This window comes from Kutzneria kofuensis (genome assembly GCF_014203355.1).
GTDB classification, from domain to species: domain Bacteria; phylum Actinomycetota; class Actinomycetes; order Mycobacteriales; family Pseudonocardiaceae; genus Kutzneria; species Kutzneria kofuensis.
The window spans coordinates 342,961-359,505 of record NZ_JACHIR010000003.1; the positions used below are offsets into that span (position 1 = coordinate 342,961).

18 protein-coding genes are annotated in these 16,545 nt (G+C 71.1%); 11 read left to right on the plus strand and 7 right to left on the minus strand.

The annotated features are described in order from the left end of the window. The first annotated feature begins 157 nt into the window (after positions 1 to 157). The 3 genes from BJ998_RS43635 to BJ998_RS43645 all read left to right on the plus strand — a co-directional run bounded on the left by BJ998_RS43635 (position 158) and on the right by BJ998_RS43645 (position 3,786). The gene (locus BJ998_RS43635) at positions 158 to 655 is read left to right on the plus strand and encodes a pyridoxamine 5'-phosphate oxidase family protein (protein WP_184870040.1); all 498 of its coding nucleotides are present in this window, start codon (positions 158 to 160) and stop codon (positions 653 to 655) included. A 154-nt stretch (positions 656 to 809) separates the two neighbouring features. Beyond that, positions 810 to 3,053 (plus strand): ATP-binding protein, encoded by a 2,244-nt coding sequence (locus BJ998_RS43640; protein ID WP_184870041.1) that lies wholly within the window; start codon positions 810 to 812, stop codon positions 3,051 to 3,053. 160 nt (positions 3,054 to 3,213) lie between these two features. Continuing rightward, a complete protein-coding gene (locus tag BJ998_RS43645; protein WP_184870042.1) occupies positions 3,214 to 3,786 on the plus strand; it encodes an RICIN domain-containing protein in 573 nt (190 codons plus the stop codon). A gap of 50 nt (positions 3,787 to 3,836) precedes the next feature. Here the strand turns inward: BJ998_RS43645 and pucL are convergent, their stop codons facing one another. The 4 genes from pucL to BJ998_RS43665 are packed head-to-tail and all read right to left on the minus strand — an operon-like array spanning position 3,837 to position 6,000. Further along, positions 3,837 to 4,715, minus strand: coding sequence for a factor-independent urate hydroxylase (gene pucL, locus BJ998_RS43650; protein ID WP_184870043.1), 879 nt, complete (start codon positions 4,713 to 4,715; stop codon positions 3,837 to 3,839). Between the two features lie 4 nt (positions 4,716 to 4,719). Beyond that, positions 4,720 to 5,037, minus strand: coding sequence for a hydroxyisourate hydrolase (gene uraH, locus BJ998_RS43655; RefSeq protein WP_184870044.1), 318 nt, complete (start codon positions 5,035 to 5,037; stop codon positions 4,720 to 4,722). Continuing rightward, positions 5,034 to 5,468, minus strand: coding sequence for a 2-oxo-4-hydroxy-4-carboxy-5-ureidoimidazoline decarboxylase (gene uraD / locus BJ998_RS43660; RefSeq protein ID WP_184870045.1), 435 nt, complete (start codon positions 5,466 to 5,468; stop codon positions 5,034 to 5,036). Before uraD ends, uraH begins: the two co-directional genes overlap by 4 nt. 55 nt (positions 5,469 to 5,523) lie before the next feature. Further along, a complete protein-coding gene (locus tag BJ998_RS43665; protein WP_184870046.1) occupies positions 5,524 to 6,000 on the minus strand; it encodes a helix-turn-helix domain-containing protein in 477 nt (158 codons plus the stop codon). Positions 6,001 to 6,101: 101 nt separating this feature from the next. Here BJ998_RS43665 and BJ998_RS43670 point away from each other — a divergent pair, with 101 nt between their 5' ends. Genes BJ998_RS43670 through alc form a run of 6 tightly spaced genes read left to right on the plus strand, consistent with a single transcriptional unit; the run spans position 6,102 to position 13,023 of the window. Further along, a complete protein-coding gene (locus BJ998_RS43670; RefSeq protein WP_184870047.1) occupies positions 6,102 to 6,911 on the plus strand; it encodes a hydroxypyruvate isomerase family protein in 810 nt (269 codons plus the stop codon). After that, on the plus strand, positions 6,908 to 7,777 hold the full coding sequence (locus BJ998_RS43675; protein ID WP_184870048.1) for an NAD(P)-dependent oxidoreductase: 870 nt from the start codon (positions 6,908 to 6,910) through the stop codon (positions 7,775 to 7,777). Before BJ998_RS43670 ends, BJ998_RS43675 begins: the two co-directional genes overlap by 4 nt. 3 nt (positions 7,778 to 7,780) lie before the next feature. After that, a complete protein-coding gene (gene gcl / locus BJ998_RS43680) occupies positions 7,781 to 9,475 on the plus strand; it encodes a glyoxylate carboligase (RefSeq protein ID WP_184870049.1) in 1,695 nt (564 codons plus the stop codon). A gap of 4 nt (positions 9,476 to 9,479) precedes the next feature. Next, complete coding sequence (locus tag BJ998_RS43685; protein ID WP_184870050.1) at positions 9,480 to 10,559, plus strand: glycerate kinase; 1,080 nt, start codon at positions 9,480 to 9,482, stop codon at positions 10,557 to 10,559. A 29-nt stretch (positions 10,560 to 10,588) separates the two neighbouring features. Next, the gene (gene allB, locus BJ998_RS43690) at positions 10,589 to 11,917 is read left to right on the plus strand and encodes an allantoinase AllB (RefSeq protein WP_184870297.1); all 1,329 of its coding nucleotides are present in this window, start codon (positions 10,589 to 10,591) and stop codon (positions 11,915 to 11,917) included. Continuing rightward, positions 11,914 to 13,023 carry an allantoicase gene (alc, locus tag BJ998_RS43695; RefSeq protein WP_184870051.1) on the plus strand — a complete coding sequence of 370 codons (1,110 nt, stop codon included), beginning with the start codon at positions 11,914 to 11,916 and terminating at the stop codon, positions 13,021 to 13,023. The genes allB and alc overlap by 4 nt, the downstream gene beginning before the upstream one ends. On the opposite strand, the gene BJ998_RS43700 is transcribed toward alc, so the two are convergent. The 3 genes from BJ998_RS43700 to BJ998_RS43710 are packed head-to-tail and all read right to left on the minus strand — an operon-like array spanning position 13,004 to position 15,601. Further along, the gene (locus tag BJ998_RS43700; RefSeq protein WP_184870052.1) at positions 13,004 to 13,915 is read right to left on the minus strand and encodes a 5'-nucleotidase; all 912 of its coding nucleotides are present in this window, start codon (positions 13,913 to 13,915) and stop codon (positions 13,004 to 13,006) included. The genes alc and BJ998_RS43700 overlap by 20 nt on opposite strands. Before the next feature lie 4 nt (positions 13,916 to 13,919). Further along, positions 13,920 to 14,453 (minus strand): DinB family protein, encoded by a 534-nt coding sequence (locus tag BJ998_RS43705; RefSeq protein WP_184870053.1) that lies wholly within the window; start codon positions 14,451 to 14,453, stop codon positions 13,920 to 13,922. 29 nt (positions 14,454 to 14,482) lie between these two features. After that, positions 14,483 to 15,601 (minus strand): glycosyltransferase, encoded by a 1,119-nt coding sequence (locus tag BJ998_RS43710; RefSeq protein WP_184870054.1) that lies wholly within the window; start codon positions 15,599 to 15,601, stop codon positions 14,483 to 14,485. A gap of 77 nt (positions 15,602 to 15,678) precedes the next feature. Between BJ998_RS43710 and BJ998_RS43715 the strand changes: the two genes are divergently transcribed. Together BJ998_RS43715 and BJ998_RS43720 are read left to right on the plus strand one after the other, a co-directional pair. Then, complete coding sequence (locus tag BJ998_RS43715) at positions 15,679 to 16,059, plus strand: DUF302 domain-containing protein (protein ID WP_246490162.1); 381 nt, start codon at positions 15,679 to 15,681, stop codon at positions 16,057 to 16,059. A gap of 43 nt (positions 16,060 to 16,102) precedes the next feature. Continuing rightward, positions 16,103 to 16,543, plus strand: a complete 441-nt coding sequence (locus BJ998_RS43720; RefSeq protein ID WP_184870056.1) for a permease-like cell division protein FtsX — start codon at positions 16,103 to 16,105, stop codon at positions 16,541 to 16,543. The last annotated feature ends 2 nt before the right edge of the window (positions 16,544 to 16,545 follow it).

A 16,545-nucleotide genomic window follows, 5' to 3' on the forward strand; every position in this document is an offset into this window, starting at 1 on the left:
TCACGCATTCGGTGTGACGGTAAGCGGGACTCGCGGGGGCTCGACCGGTCGCTGCTGCCGGCGAAAACTCGTCGAGAAGAAGTCGCGCCCGGTTGTCGAGAACGTGTCGGCGGCTCCGTCCCAGGGGCGACAGACAACGACAACCGGAGGAGCCGTCATGCAGCCGAACGAGGTCGCCGAGATCCTGAACCGCCCGCTGAGCCGGGAACTGCTGGCTCGGGACCTGTGCCGGCTGGCCTACGTGGCCAAGGACGGCACGCCTCGCACGATCCCGATCGCCTTCACCTGGAACGGCTCGGAGATCGTCCTGTGCACGACCAAGAACGCGCCCAAGTTGCACGCCCTGCGCCACAACCCGGCGGTGGCGCTGACCATCGACACCGAGGTCCACCCGCCGAAGATCCTGCTCATCCGCGGTCGGGTCGAGTTGGACGTCGTCGACGGCATCCCCGAGGAGTACCTGCAGATGAACGGCTCCTACGAGATGACGCCCGAGCAGCGGGTCGAGTGGGAGGCCGAGGTCCGGTCGCTCTACGACGGCATGGTGCGCATCGTCGTGACGCCGACCTGGGCCAAGCTGATCGACTTCGAGACGACCCTGCCCTCGGCGGTCGAGGAGCTGGTCAAGCGGCGAGCCGAACGTCAGAGTGCTTAAGTAACTATGACTTCAGTGACGAGTGAAATCAAATCTGGCGGACTCGAACTACCACGGCCTGACAACGCATGCCGAGTAGCCGCTGCCCACTCATCCCGCGTCCGCGATCGATGGGCGGGCGTGAACTCGCGAGTTTCGCAGGCATCTTTACTATGTGTCGGTGCACGGGGGCCGGATGTCGCTCGGCGAGATGGTGGCAAGACTGCGAAGCAGCCGCGGCTTGTCACAGGAGCAGTTGGCGGAGCAGAGCGGGATCAGCGTCCGCGCGATCGGAGAGATCGAGCGCGGCGCCACCCGGCGTCCGCACCGCGAGACGCTCCGCGCCCTCGCCGGCACACTGGGCCTGACGCCGGAGGAGCACGAGGCGTTCGCGGGGGCCGCCCGGTCGACACCACCGCCGGACACCCGCCGCCGGCGTACGGCGACCCGCCCGGCGCTGCCGGCGCCGGTGACGTCGATCGTCGGCCGGTCCGACGACCTGTCCGCGGTGCTGCGGCTGGTCCAGGACTCCGCGGTCCGGCTGGTCACGATCACCGGTACCGGCGGGGTCGGCAAGACCCGGCTCGCGCTGGAGGTCGGCTGGCGCGCGGCGGGACGGTTCGAATCCGTGCGCGGCCTCGACCTGAGCCCCCTGCGACACCCCGACGACGTCCCGCAGGCGCTGGCGGAGTCCCTGCGCACCCCCGACCCGGCCGCGCTGATCGGCGACGGGCGATGGCTGCTGGTGCTGGACAGCTTCGAACACGTGGCCGCGGCGGCCACCACCGTGGCCACGCTGCTGGCCGGATGCCCGCGGCTGACCGTGCTGGTGACCAGCCGTTCGCCGCTGCGGCTGCGCGGGGAGCACCTGTGGCCGCTGGTTCCACTGTCCACTCCGGACGGTGACGACGCGGCCGGCCTGGCCGACAACGCGGCGGTCCGGCTCCTGGTCGAACGCACCGCAGCGGTCCGGCCGGGATTCACGCTCACCGTGGACAACGCCGCCGCGGTCGCCGCGCTGTGCCGGCGGCTGGACGGTCTGCCGCTGGCCCTGGAACTGGCCGCGGCCCGGCTGCGCACGCAGGCGCCGGCACAGGTGCTCGCCCAGGTCCGCGACCTGCACGGCGACACCGTGGACTTGGCCGACCGGCACCTGAGCCTGCGCCGCACGGTCGAGTGGAGCACGCGCGGGCTCACCGATCTCGACCGGCGGTTGTTCGGATTGCTGGGTGCGTTCGCGGGTGGCGCCGACCCGGTCGACATCGAGGCCGTGCTCGGCGCACCGTCGCTGTCACTGGCGACGCTCGCCGCGCACAGCCTGGTCACTGTCACGGAGCAGGCCGGCTACCCCCGGATCGGCATGCTGGACACCATCCGGGAAGTGGTGGAGGACCAGCTCACCAGCGGCGATGATCGCGACGCGCATGCCGGCCACTTCCTACGCCTGGTCCGCGACGGCGATCCCCGGCTGGCCGACGAGCAGGAGAACGTACGAGCCGCCATCCAGCACGCGGTCGACGCCGCCCCCACGTTGCTGCAGGTGGCAACCGTGCGTGCCCTGACCAACCATTACGTGGCCCGGGGCCGGTTCGCGGAGGGGCGCCGGATGCTGACCGGGGCGGCCGGTGTCGCGCCCACCGAGCAGGCCCGAGCCTGGGCCTTGCACGGCGCCGCGGTCACCGCGAACCAGAGTGGCGACCCGCAGGCGGCTCTGGCCTTGGCCACGGCCGCCGCCGAGACCTTCGGCGCCGACCCGGAGGGCCGGGCCGCGACGCTGACCCTGATCGGCAACGCCCACAAGTTCGCCGGGCGGTACGAGGAGGCCGCGGCCGCCTACACCGGTGTGCTCGATCAGGCCCGGATCACCGGCGATGCCCGCCGGGAGACGATCGCGCTGAACAACTTGGGCGCGCTCGCGCACGACCGCGGCGCGTATGCCGAGGCGATCGGCTATCACTCCGCCGCGCTGAGCCGCAAGCGCGAGATCGGCGATCGGCGCGGCGTCGCGGTGGCTCAACTCAACCTCGGCGCGGTACGGAACGACACGGGTGATCACACCGGCGCGGCAACCCTGTTGACCGAGTCTGCCGCGACGTTCGCCGCCCTCGGCGAACCCGGTTCCGAGGCGTTCGCGCTGGCCCTGCTGGCCCAGTCCCAGGCCGGCCTGGCCCGCTGGGAAGACGCCGCGGCCACCGGTCGGCGGGCGCTGGAACTGGCCCGGAGGGCCGAGCACGCCCAGGCGATGGGGCTCGCGCTGCTCGCACTCGGCCTGACCGCGGCCGCCAACGGCGACCCGGGCGACGCCGACCGCTTGTTCCGCGAGGCGCTGACCTTCCCCATCGGCCTGCCGGACCAGGCTCGCATCCGCGAGCACTTGGACGGCCGGGCCCCGGCCGTGCTCCGGGCCGGCGACCGCTGAGCCGGCCCGGCTCCGGTCGTGCCGTGCGCCGCGACCGCTGAGCCCGGCCGGTTTGATTCTGCCGGCTTTTCCGCCGGTTCGGCCTGGAGTCCGGATTCGGTGATCTCTACTGTTCCCCGCGTCGAGGCGGGCCATCGGCCCGTGTTCATCAAGGAGACGCATGCTGCTTTCACCCCGCGCGATTCGCACCGCGGTGCTGGTTCCGCTCGCGATCGCCGCCGTGGCGCTGACGGGTCTCAGCCCCGCCCACGCCGACCGGACCTATCCACCGCCGGAGAGCGGCGATGTGGTGTTCTTCCAGACCAACAGCGGCACCACCGGCGCCGACATCAGGTGCATGCAGGTCGACAAGGGACGCATGGACGACTTCGCCCCGGTCGATCAGTTCGGGTGCGAGTACGGAGCCAACCAGGCCTGGCGGATGGGCCAGGTCAACGGCGACCCGAACGTGTTCTGGCTGCAGAATGTCGGCACCGGCAAGTGCCTGGACGACTACGCGTTCGGCACGGCCCAGGGCAACCCGATCATCCAGTACACCTGCCTCGTCGGCACGAACCAGCAGTGGCGGATGACCTGGAGCTACAACGACGGGTACGCGGAGTTCCAGAACGTGAACAGCGGCCTGTGCCTGTCGGTGGACGGCCTCAACACCAGCAACTACCGCCGTTTCGTCCAGAACCCGTGCTACGGCTTCAGCAATGAGCGGTTCGACCCGATCTGGCCGGCGCACTGAGTCCGAAACACAAGCCACGCCTGCTCACTGTGCAGGCGTGGCTTGTGTGTCTAGAACGCCGGCAGCGTGTGCCAGGCCAGGCCGGCGTCAGGCGCGTCGTCGCGCAGCACGGTTCCCTCGATCAGCCCGTACGGTCGGTCGGCGGCGTAGAAGACCTCGTTGTTGTTCTCCAGCCCGAACTTGCTGAGGTCCACGACGAAGTGATGCTTGTTGGGCAGCGACAACCGAACCTCGGCGATCTCCGGCCGAGCCTCCAGCACGGCCTCACCCATGGCGTACAGCGTCTGCTGCAAGGACAGGCTGTGCGTGGAGGCGAAGGCGGTCAGCATCGCCTCACGAGCATCGGTGAAGCTCTTGGACCAGTCGACGTCCAGCGACGAGAACCGCCACTGGGCGCTGACGGCGGTGGCGAGGATCCGGTCGTTGGTCTCCGGCAAAGTCGTGTACTTGTCCCGCGGGTAGCCGTGGAACTCGGACCCGGTCGTCTTCAGCACGACCAGATCCCGCAGCCCCGAAACGACCCACGCCTGCGAACCGTCGACGGTCACGGCGGTGGTGCGCTTCTCGTCGGAGCCACGGACGAAAGAGTGGTCGTTGGCGGCGATCCGTCCCCACGGGTGCTCCTCGATCAACACGCGAGCGCCGGTGATCTGCTCGAACGAGCCCACGAAGTGCCGGCCCAGCCGCAGCGCGAACTCCTCGATCTCGCCGACGGGCGCCTCCTTGGCGAAGGCGTAGACGGTGTTCTTCTGCGTGTCGGTCGGCACGACCCCGGAGTTGTCGCCGGTCAGGTGGGTGGCGGCGAGCTCGCCGCGCAGGGACGTGCTCACGGTCAGGTCCCGCAGCTGATGCACGGAGCCGTTGCGGGACACCGTCACCAGGCGGTTCTCGGCCTTGCCGTACTGGTTGGGACCAAGGTGGACGGCCACGCGATCAGCTCCCTCGGTAGCTGGTGAAGGAAAACGGGCTCAGCAGGACCGGCACGTGGTGGTGCCGGCCGGTGTCGGTGATCCGGAACGTCACGGTCACCTCGGGGAAGAACGCCTCGCGCCCGACCCGCGCGAAGTAGGTGTCGGTGTCGAAGACCAGCCGGTAGACGCCGGCCTCGACGTGCTCGGGACCCAGCGAACGGCAGCGGCCGTCGTCGTCGGTGACGCCGTCGCCGATGGTCCGGCCGCCGGACTCCAGCCGCACCAGCACGCCCGCAGCGGGCTGTCCGGAGGTGGTGTCGAGGACATGCGTTGTGATCATGAGACGACCTTCGCCAGGCGCAGCAGCGCGATCTTGCCGAGTTCTCGGACGGTGACGGCCAGTTCGGTGTCGGGATCGTTGGCCAGCCGTGACCGCAGGTCGGCCAGCAGCTCCGCGCCGCCGCGGCCGGCGGCGCAGACGAGGTAGATCCGGCCGAACCGCTGTTCGTACTCGCGGTTGGCGGCGACGAACTCGTCGGCGTTGTCCACTCCGGACTGTTCGGCCCGGGAGGCGGCGCTGCCGGTCTTGTCGCCGATCCGCGGATGGTCGGCCAGCGCGAGCTCGACTTCCTCGGCGGTCAGCGTTGCCGCCTCCCGCTCGGCCACCGCGAGCAGCGCCGCGGGGGAGTCGTAGGGCTGCCCGTCGAGCACCGCCCGCACCCACCGCGGCACGGCCAGGCACGCCGACAGCGCCGCCTCGTCGAGTTTCATGTCCAGCGACGGTAGGAGCGGCGCGACGCTCGTGTCAACAATTTGTTGAAGTCGATCATGAACCGGACCTGTTCAGGTAGTTGTAGACGGTGAATCGGGTGACGCCGAGCGCCTCGGCCACCGCGGGCACGGACCGGCGCATCTCGAACGCGCCGCGCTCCTCCAGCAACCGCACGGCCCGCTGCTTGTCGGCCCGGGACAGCGAACTCAGCGAACCGCCGAGTTCGGCCTCCACTTCGGCGATGACCCGCTCCAGTGAACCGATTCCGGCCGGCGCGGAGTCCTCGCCGCCGGGCACGCCGAGTCGTAACGTCACGCGGGTCGCCCCACCGGCCAGCGCCGCGCGGAAGATCTCCGGCAGCGCGTCCAACACCTGGTCCGACGAGCCGCGCACGGTCGTGCCGAGCGGCCCGAACGTCGTGTCCAGCCCCGACTTTCGCGCCTGCTCGGCGGCCTGCGCCGCGTGCGCGGGCGGCTCGCCGCCGGCCTCGGCGCGGAACGGCTCGGTGGTGAACTCGGCCTCCAGATCCACCGCCGAACCGTAGCGCCGACCGTTGACCGGCCGCAGCGGCGCGTTCTACTCTCTCACTAATCGGAAAACTAATTCCGCGATACGGAAATCGGAGTGATCCGGTGCTTCTCGACGCCAACCTCTCGATCCTGTTCACCGAACTGCCGCTGCTGGAGCGGCCGCGGGCGGCCAAGCGGGCCGGCTTCGACGCGGTGGAGTTCTGGTGGCCGTTCGACACCGCGGACCCGACCCCGGCCGACGTCGACGCCTTCGTCGACGCGCTGGACGCCGCCGGCACGAAACTCGTCGGCCTCAACTTCTTCGCCGGCGACATGCCCGCGGGCGACCGCGGCGTGGTGTCCTGGCCCGGCCGGCAGACGGAGTTCACCGCCAGCGTGGAGATCGCCGTCGACATCGCCCGCCGCACCGGCTGCCGGATCTTCAACGCCTTGTACGGCAACCGGGTCGCCGGCTTCACACCGTCCGAACAGGACGAGCTGGCGACCGCCAACCTGACCGTCGCCGCCACGGCCGTGCAGGCGATCGGCGGCACGATCGTGCTGGAACCGCTGTCCGGCGCGCCGGACTACCCGCTGCTGACCGCGGCGGACGCGCTGGCCGTCGCCGACCGGGTGTCGCTGGACAACGTGACCCTGCTCTGCGACCTCTACCACCTCGCGGTCAACGGCGACGACCTCGACATCGTGACCACCAAGCTGGTCGAGCGCATCGGCCACGTCCAGTTCGCCGACGCCCCCGGCCGCGGCGAGCCCGGCAGCGGGCAGCTGGACCTGCTGCGACACCTGACCACCCTGGCCGCCAACGGCTATCGCGGCCACGTCGGCGCCGAGTACCGGCCGACCGGCGCGACCGCCGACAGCCTCGGCTGGCTGCCGGAGTTCGGCCGCCAGGAATTCCGGGAGGACCAATGAGCAAGATCGGCTTCATCGGCCTGGGCATCATGGGCTCGCCGATGGCCGGCCACCTGGCCGCCGCCGGCCACACCGTGACCGGCTTCGACCTGTCCGAACCGGCCATGGCCAAGCTGGTCGAGGCCGGCGGGCAGCGCGCGGGAGGCGTCACCGAAGCGATTGCCGGCGCCGAGGTCGTGATCACCATGCTGCCGCAGGACGAGCACGTCGAGGCCGTGACCACCGAGGTCATCGCGGCCGGCGGCGACGGACTGCTGCTGATCGACATGAGCACGATCCGTCCGGAGACGTCCATCGCCGTCGCGGAATCGGCCGCACGCAAGGGAATCCGCGTGCTGGACGCGCCGGTGTCCGGCGGCGAGGCCGGGGCCAGGAACGCGGCACTGTCCATCATGGTCGGTGGTGCGGACGAGGACTTCGCCGAGGCGCTGCCGCTGTTCGAGGCGCTGGGCAAGACCATCGTGCACGTCGGCCCGCACGGCGCCGGCCAGGTCGTGAAGGCCGCCAACCAGCTGGTCGTCGGCGGCATCTACGCCCTGGTCAGCGAGGCGATCGTGCTGCTGGAGGCGGCCGGCGTCGACGCGAGGGCGGGCCTGGACGTGCTCGCCGGCGGCCTGGCCGCCAACCGGATCCTGGACCTCAAGCGCGAGTCCATGATCGCCCGCGACTTCCGGCCGGGCTTCCGGATCGACCTGCACCACAAGGACATGGGCATCGTGCAGGCCGCCGCCCGACAGGCGGGAGTCTCGCTGCCGATGGCCGGCCTGGTCGCCCAGCTGGTGGCCGCCGCCCGCGCCATGGGCCACGGCTCGCTGGACCACTCCGCGCTGCTCAAGGTCGTCGAGACCATCTCAGGAAGGGCCTAGCCGATGCCGAAGATCCCCGTCATGCAGGCGGTCGTCGAGGTCCTCGCGTCCGAGGGCGTCGACGTCGTCTACGGCTGCCCCGGCGCCGCGATCCTGCCGTTCTACGCGGCCCTGGAGCAGAGCTCGCTGAACCACCTGATCGTGCGGCACGAGGAGGGCGCCACGCACATGGCCGACGGCTGGGCCCGCACCACCGGCAACGTCGGCGTCGCCGTCGGCACCTCCGGCCCGGCCGGCACCAACATGATCACCGGCCTCTACACCGCGCAGGCCGACTCCGTGCCGATCCTGTGCATCACCGGCCAGGCCGTCTCCACCAAGCTGCACCAGGAGGCGTTCCAGGCCGTCGACATCGTCGAGATCGCCAAGCCGGTCACCAAGTGGGCGGTGCAGGTCAAGGAGGCCGCGCAGGCGCCGTGGATCTTCCGTGAGGCGTTCCGCGTCGCCCGCTCCGGCCGGCCCGGCCCGGTCCTCATCGACCTGCCGCTGGACGTGCAGAAGCAGGAGATCGAGTGGGACGGCGCGATCGACGCCCCGCTGCCGGTCGAGTCCGTCGCCCCGCACCTGCCCCGCGTCGAACGGGCGCTGGACATGCTGCTCGCGGCCGAGCGCCCGCTGCTACTGGCCGGCGGCGGCGTGATCGGCGGCGAGGCGTCCGGCGTGCTGCGCGAGGTCGCCGAGTTGCTGGGCGTCCCGGTGCAGATCACGTTGATGGGCAAGGGATGCCTGCCCGAGGACCACGAGCTGTTCGCCGGCATGGCCGGCATCCAGACCAGCCAGCGCTGGGCCAACGCGCTGTTCCTGGAGTCCGACTTCGTCCTGGCGCTGGGCGCGCGCTTCGGCGACCGGCACACCGGTGATCTGTCGGTCTACCGAGGGGACCGGAAGTTCGTGCACGTGGACGTCGACCCGCTGCAGATCGGCCGCGTCTTCGGGCCGGATCTCGGCGTCGTCTCGGACACGAAGCTGTTCCTGGAGGCGCTGCTGGCCGCCGCCCGTCGACGGGAAGCAAGGCGGTCCTGGCCGCGGTGGGTGGCACGAATCGCGGAGTTGCGCACCGAGCTGCCGCGCCGCGACGACTTCGACACCGTGCCGATCAAGGCGCCCCGGGTGTTCCGGGAGATCAACGAGTTCTACGGTCCGGAGACCTACTTCGTCACCGCGATCGGGCTGTACCAGATCTGGTCCGGCCAGTTCCAGCGCGCGCACCTGCCCCGGCACTACCAGGTCTGCGGCCAGGCCGGCCCGCTCGGCTGGGAGATCCCGGCCGCGATCGGCGTGCGCACGGCCAAGCCGGACGCCGAGGTGGTCGCGGTCGTCGGCGACTACTCGTTCCAGTTCCTGGTCGAGGAGCTGGCGGTGGCCGCCCAGTACGACGTGCCGTTCGTGCTGATCATGCTGAACAACGAGTACCTGGGCCTGATCCGGCAGGCCGAGACCGGTTACAACATGAACTACCAGGTCGACATCCACTACGACGAGTACGGCACGGACAACGTCAAGATCATGCAGGCCTACGGCTGCACCGGCCGCCGCGTCACCGAGCCGTCGGAGATCACCGACGCGCTGGCCTGGGCCCGCAAGGAGGCCGACCGGACCAGCCGGCCGGTGCTGGTGGAGATCATGATCGACCGGGCCGCCAACGCGTCCATGGGCAGCGCGCTGAACACCGTCGTCGAGTTCGAGCCGGTCAGCTGAGGCGATGAAGGTCCTGCTGGCCCCGGACAAGTTCAAGGGCACGCTCGCCGCGGGCCAGGTCGCCGACCACCTGGCGGCCGGCCTGCGGCGGGCCGACCCGGCGCTGGAGGTGCGGGTGGTGCCGGTGGCCGACGGCGGCGAGGGCACCGTGGACGCGGCCTGCGCCGCCGGCTTCGACCGGCTGGTCACCACCGTGACCGGGCCGCTCGGCACGCCGGTCCGCGCGATGCTGGCGACGCGATCGAACACCGCCGTCGTCGAACTCGCGCAGGCGGCGGGCCTCGGCTGGGGCAGCTCGCCGATGACCGCCACCAGCTACGGCGTCGGCGAGCTGATCAGGGTGGCGATGGACCTCGGCTGCTCCCGGATCGTGCTCGGGCTCGGCGGCAGCGCCTGCACCGACGGAGGCGCCGGCCTGCTGCGGGCCCTCGGCGCCCTGGTGCTGGACGTCGACGGAGTGCCGGTCGCGCCGGGTGGTGGCGGCCTGGCCCGCGTCGCCCGGCTGGACCTGGGCGGTCTCGACAGCCGGTTGTCGCAGGTGGAGCTCGTGTTGGCCACCGACGTCGACAACCCGCTGTCCGACGCCGCGCCGGTCTACGGACCGCAGAAGGGCGCCAGCCCGCACCAGGTCGCGGTGCTGGCCGAGGCGCTCGACCGGTGGGCTTCGGTGGTCGGTGGCGATCCCACGCTGCCCGGATCCGGCGCGGCCGGGGGAGTGGGCTACGCGGCGATGGCGGTGCTCGGGGCCGTCCGCCGTGCGGGCGTGGACGTGCTGCTCGACCTGCTCGGATTCGGCGATGCCGTGCATGACGCGGCGCTCGTGATCACGGGCGAGGGCTCGCTGGACGCCCAGTCGCTGCGCGGCAAGGCGCCGGTCGGCGTGGCGCGGGCGGCCAGGGGAGTGCCGGTGGTCGCGGTCGCCGGGGTGTGCTCGCTGACGGCGGCTGACCTGGTCGGCACCGGGATCAGCGCCGCGTACGCGCTGACCGACCTCGAACCCGATCCGGCTCGCTGCCGGGCGCGACCGGGCCCCTTGCTGGAGCTGACCGCTGAGCGCATCGTGAGAGATCACCTATGCTGCTGAGCGGTGGCGAGGAGGATCCCATGTCCACAATGGATCTGACACTGCTGGCGGCTCGCGCGGTCACGCCCGCGGGCATCGTTCCGGTCGCGGTCGGCGTGCGGGACGGGCGGATCGCCGCGGTGGAGCCGCTGGGGACGTCGATACCGGCGGCGAGAACCGTGCAGCTCGGCGACGACGAGGTGCTACTGCCGGGCTTGGTCGACACGCATGTGCATGTCAACGATCCCGGCCGCAGCGAATGGGAGGGCTTCGACACCGCGACCCGTGCGGCCGCGGCCGGCGGCGTCACGACGATCGTCGACATGCCGCTGAACAGCCTGCCGCCGACCGTCGACCCGGACGCGTTGCAGGTCAAGCGCAAGGCGGCGGACGGCCGGGTGCACATCGACGTCGGGTTCTGGGGCGGGGCCGTGCCGGGCAACCTGGCTTCGCTGCCTCGGCTGCACGAGGCCGGCGTGTTCGGCTTCAAGTGCTTCCTGCTGGACTCCGGCGTGCCGGAGTTCCCGCCGCTGACCCACTTCGAGCTGGCCGACGCGCTGCGGGTGCTGCGGGAGTTCGACGGGCTGATGATCGTGCACGCCGAGGACGCCGAGGTCATCGACGCCGCGCCGCCCTCGTGCGGCCGCCGCTACCGCGACTTCCTCGCCTCCCGGCCCCGGCGGGCCGAGAACGAGGCGATCAAGGCCGTGATCACGTTGGCCCGCCGGACCGGGGCCCGCGTGCACATCCTGCACCTGTCCTCGGCCGACGCGCTGCCGCTGATCGCCGACGCCAAGGCCGAGGGGCTGCCCGTCACCGCCGAGACGTGCCCGCACTATCTGTCGTTCCACGCCGAGGCCATCCCCGACGGCGCGACCCAGTTCAAGTGCTGCCCGCCGATCCGTGAGGAGGCCAACCGGGACGCGCTCTGGCAGGGGCTGGCCGACGGCGTGATCGACTGCGTGGTCAGCGACCACTCGCCGTGCACCGAGGACCTGAAACTCCTGGACACCGGCGACTTCGGGCACGCGTGGGGCGGCGTCGCCAGCCTCCAGCTCGGGCTGCCGGCCGTCTGGACCGAGGCCCGTCGGCGCGGCCACGACCTGTCCCACGTCGTCTCGTGGATGGCCACGAATCCCGCCTTGCTGGCTGGATTCGCCCGCAAGGGGCGCCTTGCCGTCGGCGCCGATGCCGACCTGAGCGTGTTCGCGCCCGACGAGCCGTTCACCGTCGACGTGCACAAGCTCGCCCACCGCAATCCCGTCACCCCCTATCACGGTCGGGACCTGATCGGCGTCGTGCGCACCACCTGGCTGCGCGGCCGCGAGGTCACCGGGACCGACCCGTTCGGACAGCTGTTGACCAGAGGAGATTCATGACACCGGCTTGGACCGCGCTTCCCGACCTCGCCTCCCGCCGGTTGGGCGGCGGCGTGCCGTGGGCGAACGACGAGTTCTTCGCGGAACGGGAGAACCTGATCAAGCCGGAACCGCCCGTGTTCCAGACCCACACGTTCGGGCACAAGGGCCAGGTCTACGACGGCTGGGAGACCCGGCGGCGCCGGGAACCGGGCGTCGACCAGGCCATCGTCCGCCTCGGCGTGCCCGGCGTCGTGCGGGGCGTCATCGTCGACACCGCGTTCTTCACAGGCAACTACCCGCCCGAGGCGTCCGTCGAGGCCTGCGCCCTCGAGGGCTATCCGAGTCCGGCCGAGCTGGCCCTGGTGCAGTGGCACCCCATCGTCTCCCGGGCCAAGCTGGCCGGCGACGCCGAGAACGTCTTCGACGTCGACTCCGACCGGCGGTGGACCCATGTCCGGCTCACCATCTACCCCGACGGCGGCGTCGCCCGGCTCCGCGTGCACGGTGATCCGGTCGCCGACCCGCGCCTGCTGGTGGGCACCGTCGACCTGGCCGCGCTGGAGAACGGCGGCGAGATCCTCGACGCCAGCAACGTCTTCTACTCCAAGCCCACCAACCTGATCTCCCCCGGCCTGGCCGCCGTGATGGGCGACGGCTGGGAGACCGCCCGCCGCCGGGACGACGGCAACGACTGGGTGCTGCTCCGGCTGGCCGCCGAGGGCGTTGTCACCCTGGCCGAGCTCGACACCAGCCACTTCAAGGGCAACGCCCCCGGCTGGGCTTCGCTCAGCGGCTGCGGCGACCGCGTCGACGACCCCGGCTCGTGGTTCGAGCTGCTGCCCAAGACCCGGCTTCAGCCCGACACCCGCCACCGCTTCGTACTCGACGGCGACCGCCCCGTGAAGCACGTGCGGTTGGACGTCTTTCCCGACGGCGGCATGGCCAGGCTGCGCCTCACCGGCACACCGACCGAGGCCGGCCGGTCGTACCTGCTGCGCCGCTGGTTCAACGCTCTGCCGGCCGACCACGCCATGGCGGTCTTCGACAACAAGGCCGTGGTCGACGCCCGGCCGCTCGACGCGGACCAGCCGCTGCCGCACGTGCTCAGTCGGCTGATTCGTTGATCACCCCGAACGGCACGTGCACGCCCGGCACCTCCCGCGAGGTGAGGTTCAGCGGCTGGTCGTCGAAGAAGATGTGCGGCTTCAACACGTCCAGGATCGCCGCTTTCCCCACGCCGCCAAGGAAAAACGCGTCATTGACCATCACGCCCCAGCGCTTGAGGCTCAGCACGGCCCGCTCGTGCGCGGGCGCGCCGCGGGCCGTGACGATGGAGACCCGAACCCGGTTGCGGTAGGACGGGTTGGCCAGCCGGTGCTGCTCCTCGCGCCGCTGGATCCGGTACACCGCCGCGAGGAAGTTCTGCAGCGGTCCCGGTTCCAGCGGCGTGACGGCGTTGGCGGCCTCGTGGCTCTGGAAGCCGTCCAGCCCCTCCGCCTGCATCACCCGCTCCGACTCGTCGCTCGCCAGCACGCCGTCGAAGTCGAAGGCGATCCGCAGCTCGTCGTCCTCGTCGTCGACGAAGGTGGAGTCCAGGACTCGGCCGGCCGGCAGGCCCATGTCGACGGCCTGCCGCACGTCCTTCTCGTTGGCGGACAGGAAAAGGCACATGTTCAGCGCCGGCATGAACCGGTACGGCGCACGCCCCTGGGTGAAGATCGCCCGCGAGATCGGCAGTTGGTGATGCGCGATCGACCTCATCACGCGAAGCCCGGTGTCGGGGTCGTTCTGCGACAGCACGATGACGTCCACCGGGCTGATGTCATTGAGCGACAACAGCCTGCGCACGAACGGGTACGCGACCCCGGTCTTCAGCGGCTCGTCGCGGTGCTCCTCCTGGAAACGCCGGTACGCCTCCTCGCCGTCCTCCCGGAACACCCGGTCGGAGTCGGCGAGGTCGAACAGCGCGCTGGAGGCGACCCCGACGACCAGGTGATCCCCGAGGTCGTACGCCATCCGCCTATTCTGCCCCGGCGGCGTTGACCGCGTCGACCAGGTCCGGGGCCTTCGCGCCGTCCAGGGACTCGCGGATGATGTCGGCGTGGCCGGCGTGCCGGGCGATCTCCTCGATCAGGTGCAGCAGCACCCAGCGGGCGTTCCACTGCGGGGCGAGCTTGTTGCGGCACATGACGTCCAGCGACGGCAGCGCGTTGACGATCTCCTCGGTGCGCGCGGCCGTCTCGCGGTAGGTGGCGATGTGGCCGGCGACGGTGTCCTCGGGGCCGAGCACGAACTCCTTCGACCAGTCCGACGGCGGCCACTCGCCGGGCAGGTCCTGGCCGTCGAGGCCGGCGAGGATCCAGCGGCGCTCGGTCCGGATGGCGTGCCGCAGCAGCGCGAGCACCGACAGTTCGCTGGCGGTGGTCGTCTTGCCGGCGTCCGCGTCGGTCAGCCCGTGCACGCTGGCGATCAGCGCGTTGCGCTGCGTGGTCAGGAACAGCAGGAGAGCCGCACGCTCGTCATTGCCGGTCGGGGGAGTCATCAGTGTTGCCATGCGCTCATCCTCACCTAGGTACCTGACAACTACTGGCAGGTTTTCGCGGTACGTCCCTTCCACGCGCCGCCCCTGCCCAGCCAGTGCCGGCGTGCCGAGTCGACCGTCATCGCCGTGTACAGCACCGCGACGACCGGCAGCGCCGGCGCCAGCCACACCGGCAACCGGTAGAACCTCAACATAGGCAAATACGTGCCCGCCATGACCACCCAACCGAGTAGTCCCAGCAGCCGTACGTCCGTCGGGCCGACCACCACCGCCAGCGGCGGCGCCACGAAGATCAGCAGCAGCCCGAGCACGCACCCGGTCAGCAGCAGCGGTGACTTCCGCAGCTGTGTGTACGCCGAGCGGGCCACCATGGTCCACAGGTCGGCCAGCCTCGGGTACGGCCGCCGGCTCGTGATCGACGTCGTCAGCCCCAGCCAGGTCCGGTGGCCGCCCCGCTTGATCAACCGCCCGAACGCCACGTCGTCGATCAGGGCGTCCTTGATCGCCGCCAGCCCGCCGGCCGCCGCCAGCGCCTCCTGCCGCACCAACATGCAGCCGCCCGCCGCCGCCCCCACGCGGGACCTCGGGTCGTTCACCTTGCCGAACGGGTACAGCAGACTGAAGAAGTAGACGAACGCCGGCACGATCAGCCGCTCCCACACGGTTTCCGTACGCAGCAACGCCATCTGCGACACCAGCGCCCGGTCGTCGGCCAAAGCCGCCGCCACCAGCTTCCGCACCCCGTCCGGCGGATGCGCGATGTCGGCGTCCGTGAACAGCAGGTACTCCCCGTCGCTGGCGGCGCCAACCCCCGTCGCCATCGCCGCCACCTTGCCCGCCCACCCCGGCGGCGGTCCCTCACTGCGCACGATGTCCAGCCGCCCCGTGCCCACCGCCAGCGCTGCCTCCGCCGTCCCGTCCGTGCTCGCGTCGTCCACCAACACCACTCGGAACGGCCCCGGATAGTCCTGCCCCAGCAGCGTCGGCAGCGTCTCCGGCAGGATGTCGGCCTCGTCCCGGGCCGGCACCACCGCCACCACCGCCGGCCACCTCTCCGGCGCCCCGCCCGCCGGCAGGCGCCATGCCGTCCGCCAGAAGCCCCCGTGCGCCAACAGCAGATACAGCCACGCCAGCGCCGCCACCCCGGTCACGATCACCACGCCGGCGAGTATTGCCGATCATGACCGGTTTCACCCGTCGCGACAGACCCCGGCCCGGGGTGGAGACTGGGCCCGTGATGATCCGGAAGAGCACTCTCGGCCAGAGATCCACCGTCGCCCGGCTGATCGCCGCGATCGAGCACCGCAAGCTGACGATCTTCGCCCACATCGACCACGCCGAGCACGCGCGGCAGGCCGAGCTCGAACTGCCGCCGATCAACGTGGTGGTCTTCGGCAACCCGCACGCGGGCACGCCGCTGATGGCCGCCGATCCGCGCGTCGGCCTCGACCTGCCGCTGCGGATGCTGGTCTGGGAGGACGGGCCGGGGTTGGCTTTCGTCGGCCACCACGATCCGCGGGAGCTGGCGGGCGAGTACGACCTGGCCGAGCAGAAGGAGACGCTGGACCGGATGGCCGAGCTGCTCGACGCGATCTCGGCCGAGGCGGCCGGCTCCTGAATCCCGGGACGCGGCCGCCCCGGCCGTGACAGAGTGGCCTTTCGTGCGCACGAAGTACGTGGTGATGGCCGTTGCCCTCGGCGTGGCGGCGGTCGTGGGGATCGGGCTGATGGTCTGGTCCTCGGTGACGACGTCGACCCGGGCGACCGGCACGCAGCGGTGCCTGAAGCCGGACGAGGTGGACATCTACCTCCACACCGACGACGAGTTATCCCAGGCGCAGGCCAAGGTTCGGGCCAGCCACCCCGACGCCGAGTCGGACACGCAGACCAAGCAGCAGTCGTACGAAGAGTTCCTGCAGCTGTTCAAGGACCAGCCGGACGTGCTCAGGACGGCGCGGCCGGAGGCGATGCCGGCGGTGGTGAAGGTGCGGCCCGAGCCCGGCGCCTCTGCCAGCGCGCTGGGCGACGCGCTGGCGCAGGAGTTCCCGCCGCCGGCGGAGATCCACCGCCTCATCTGCAGCGAGCTGCAGGGGTCGCACTGAGG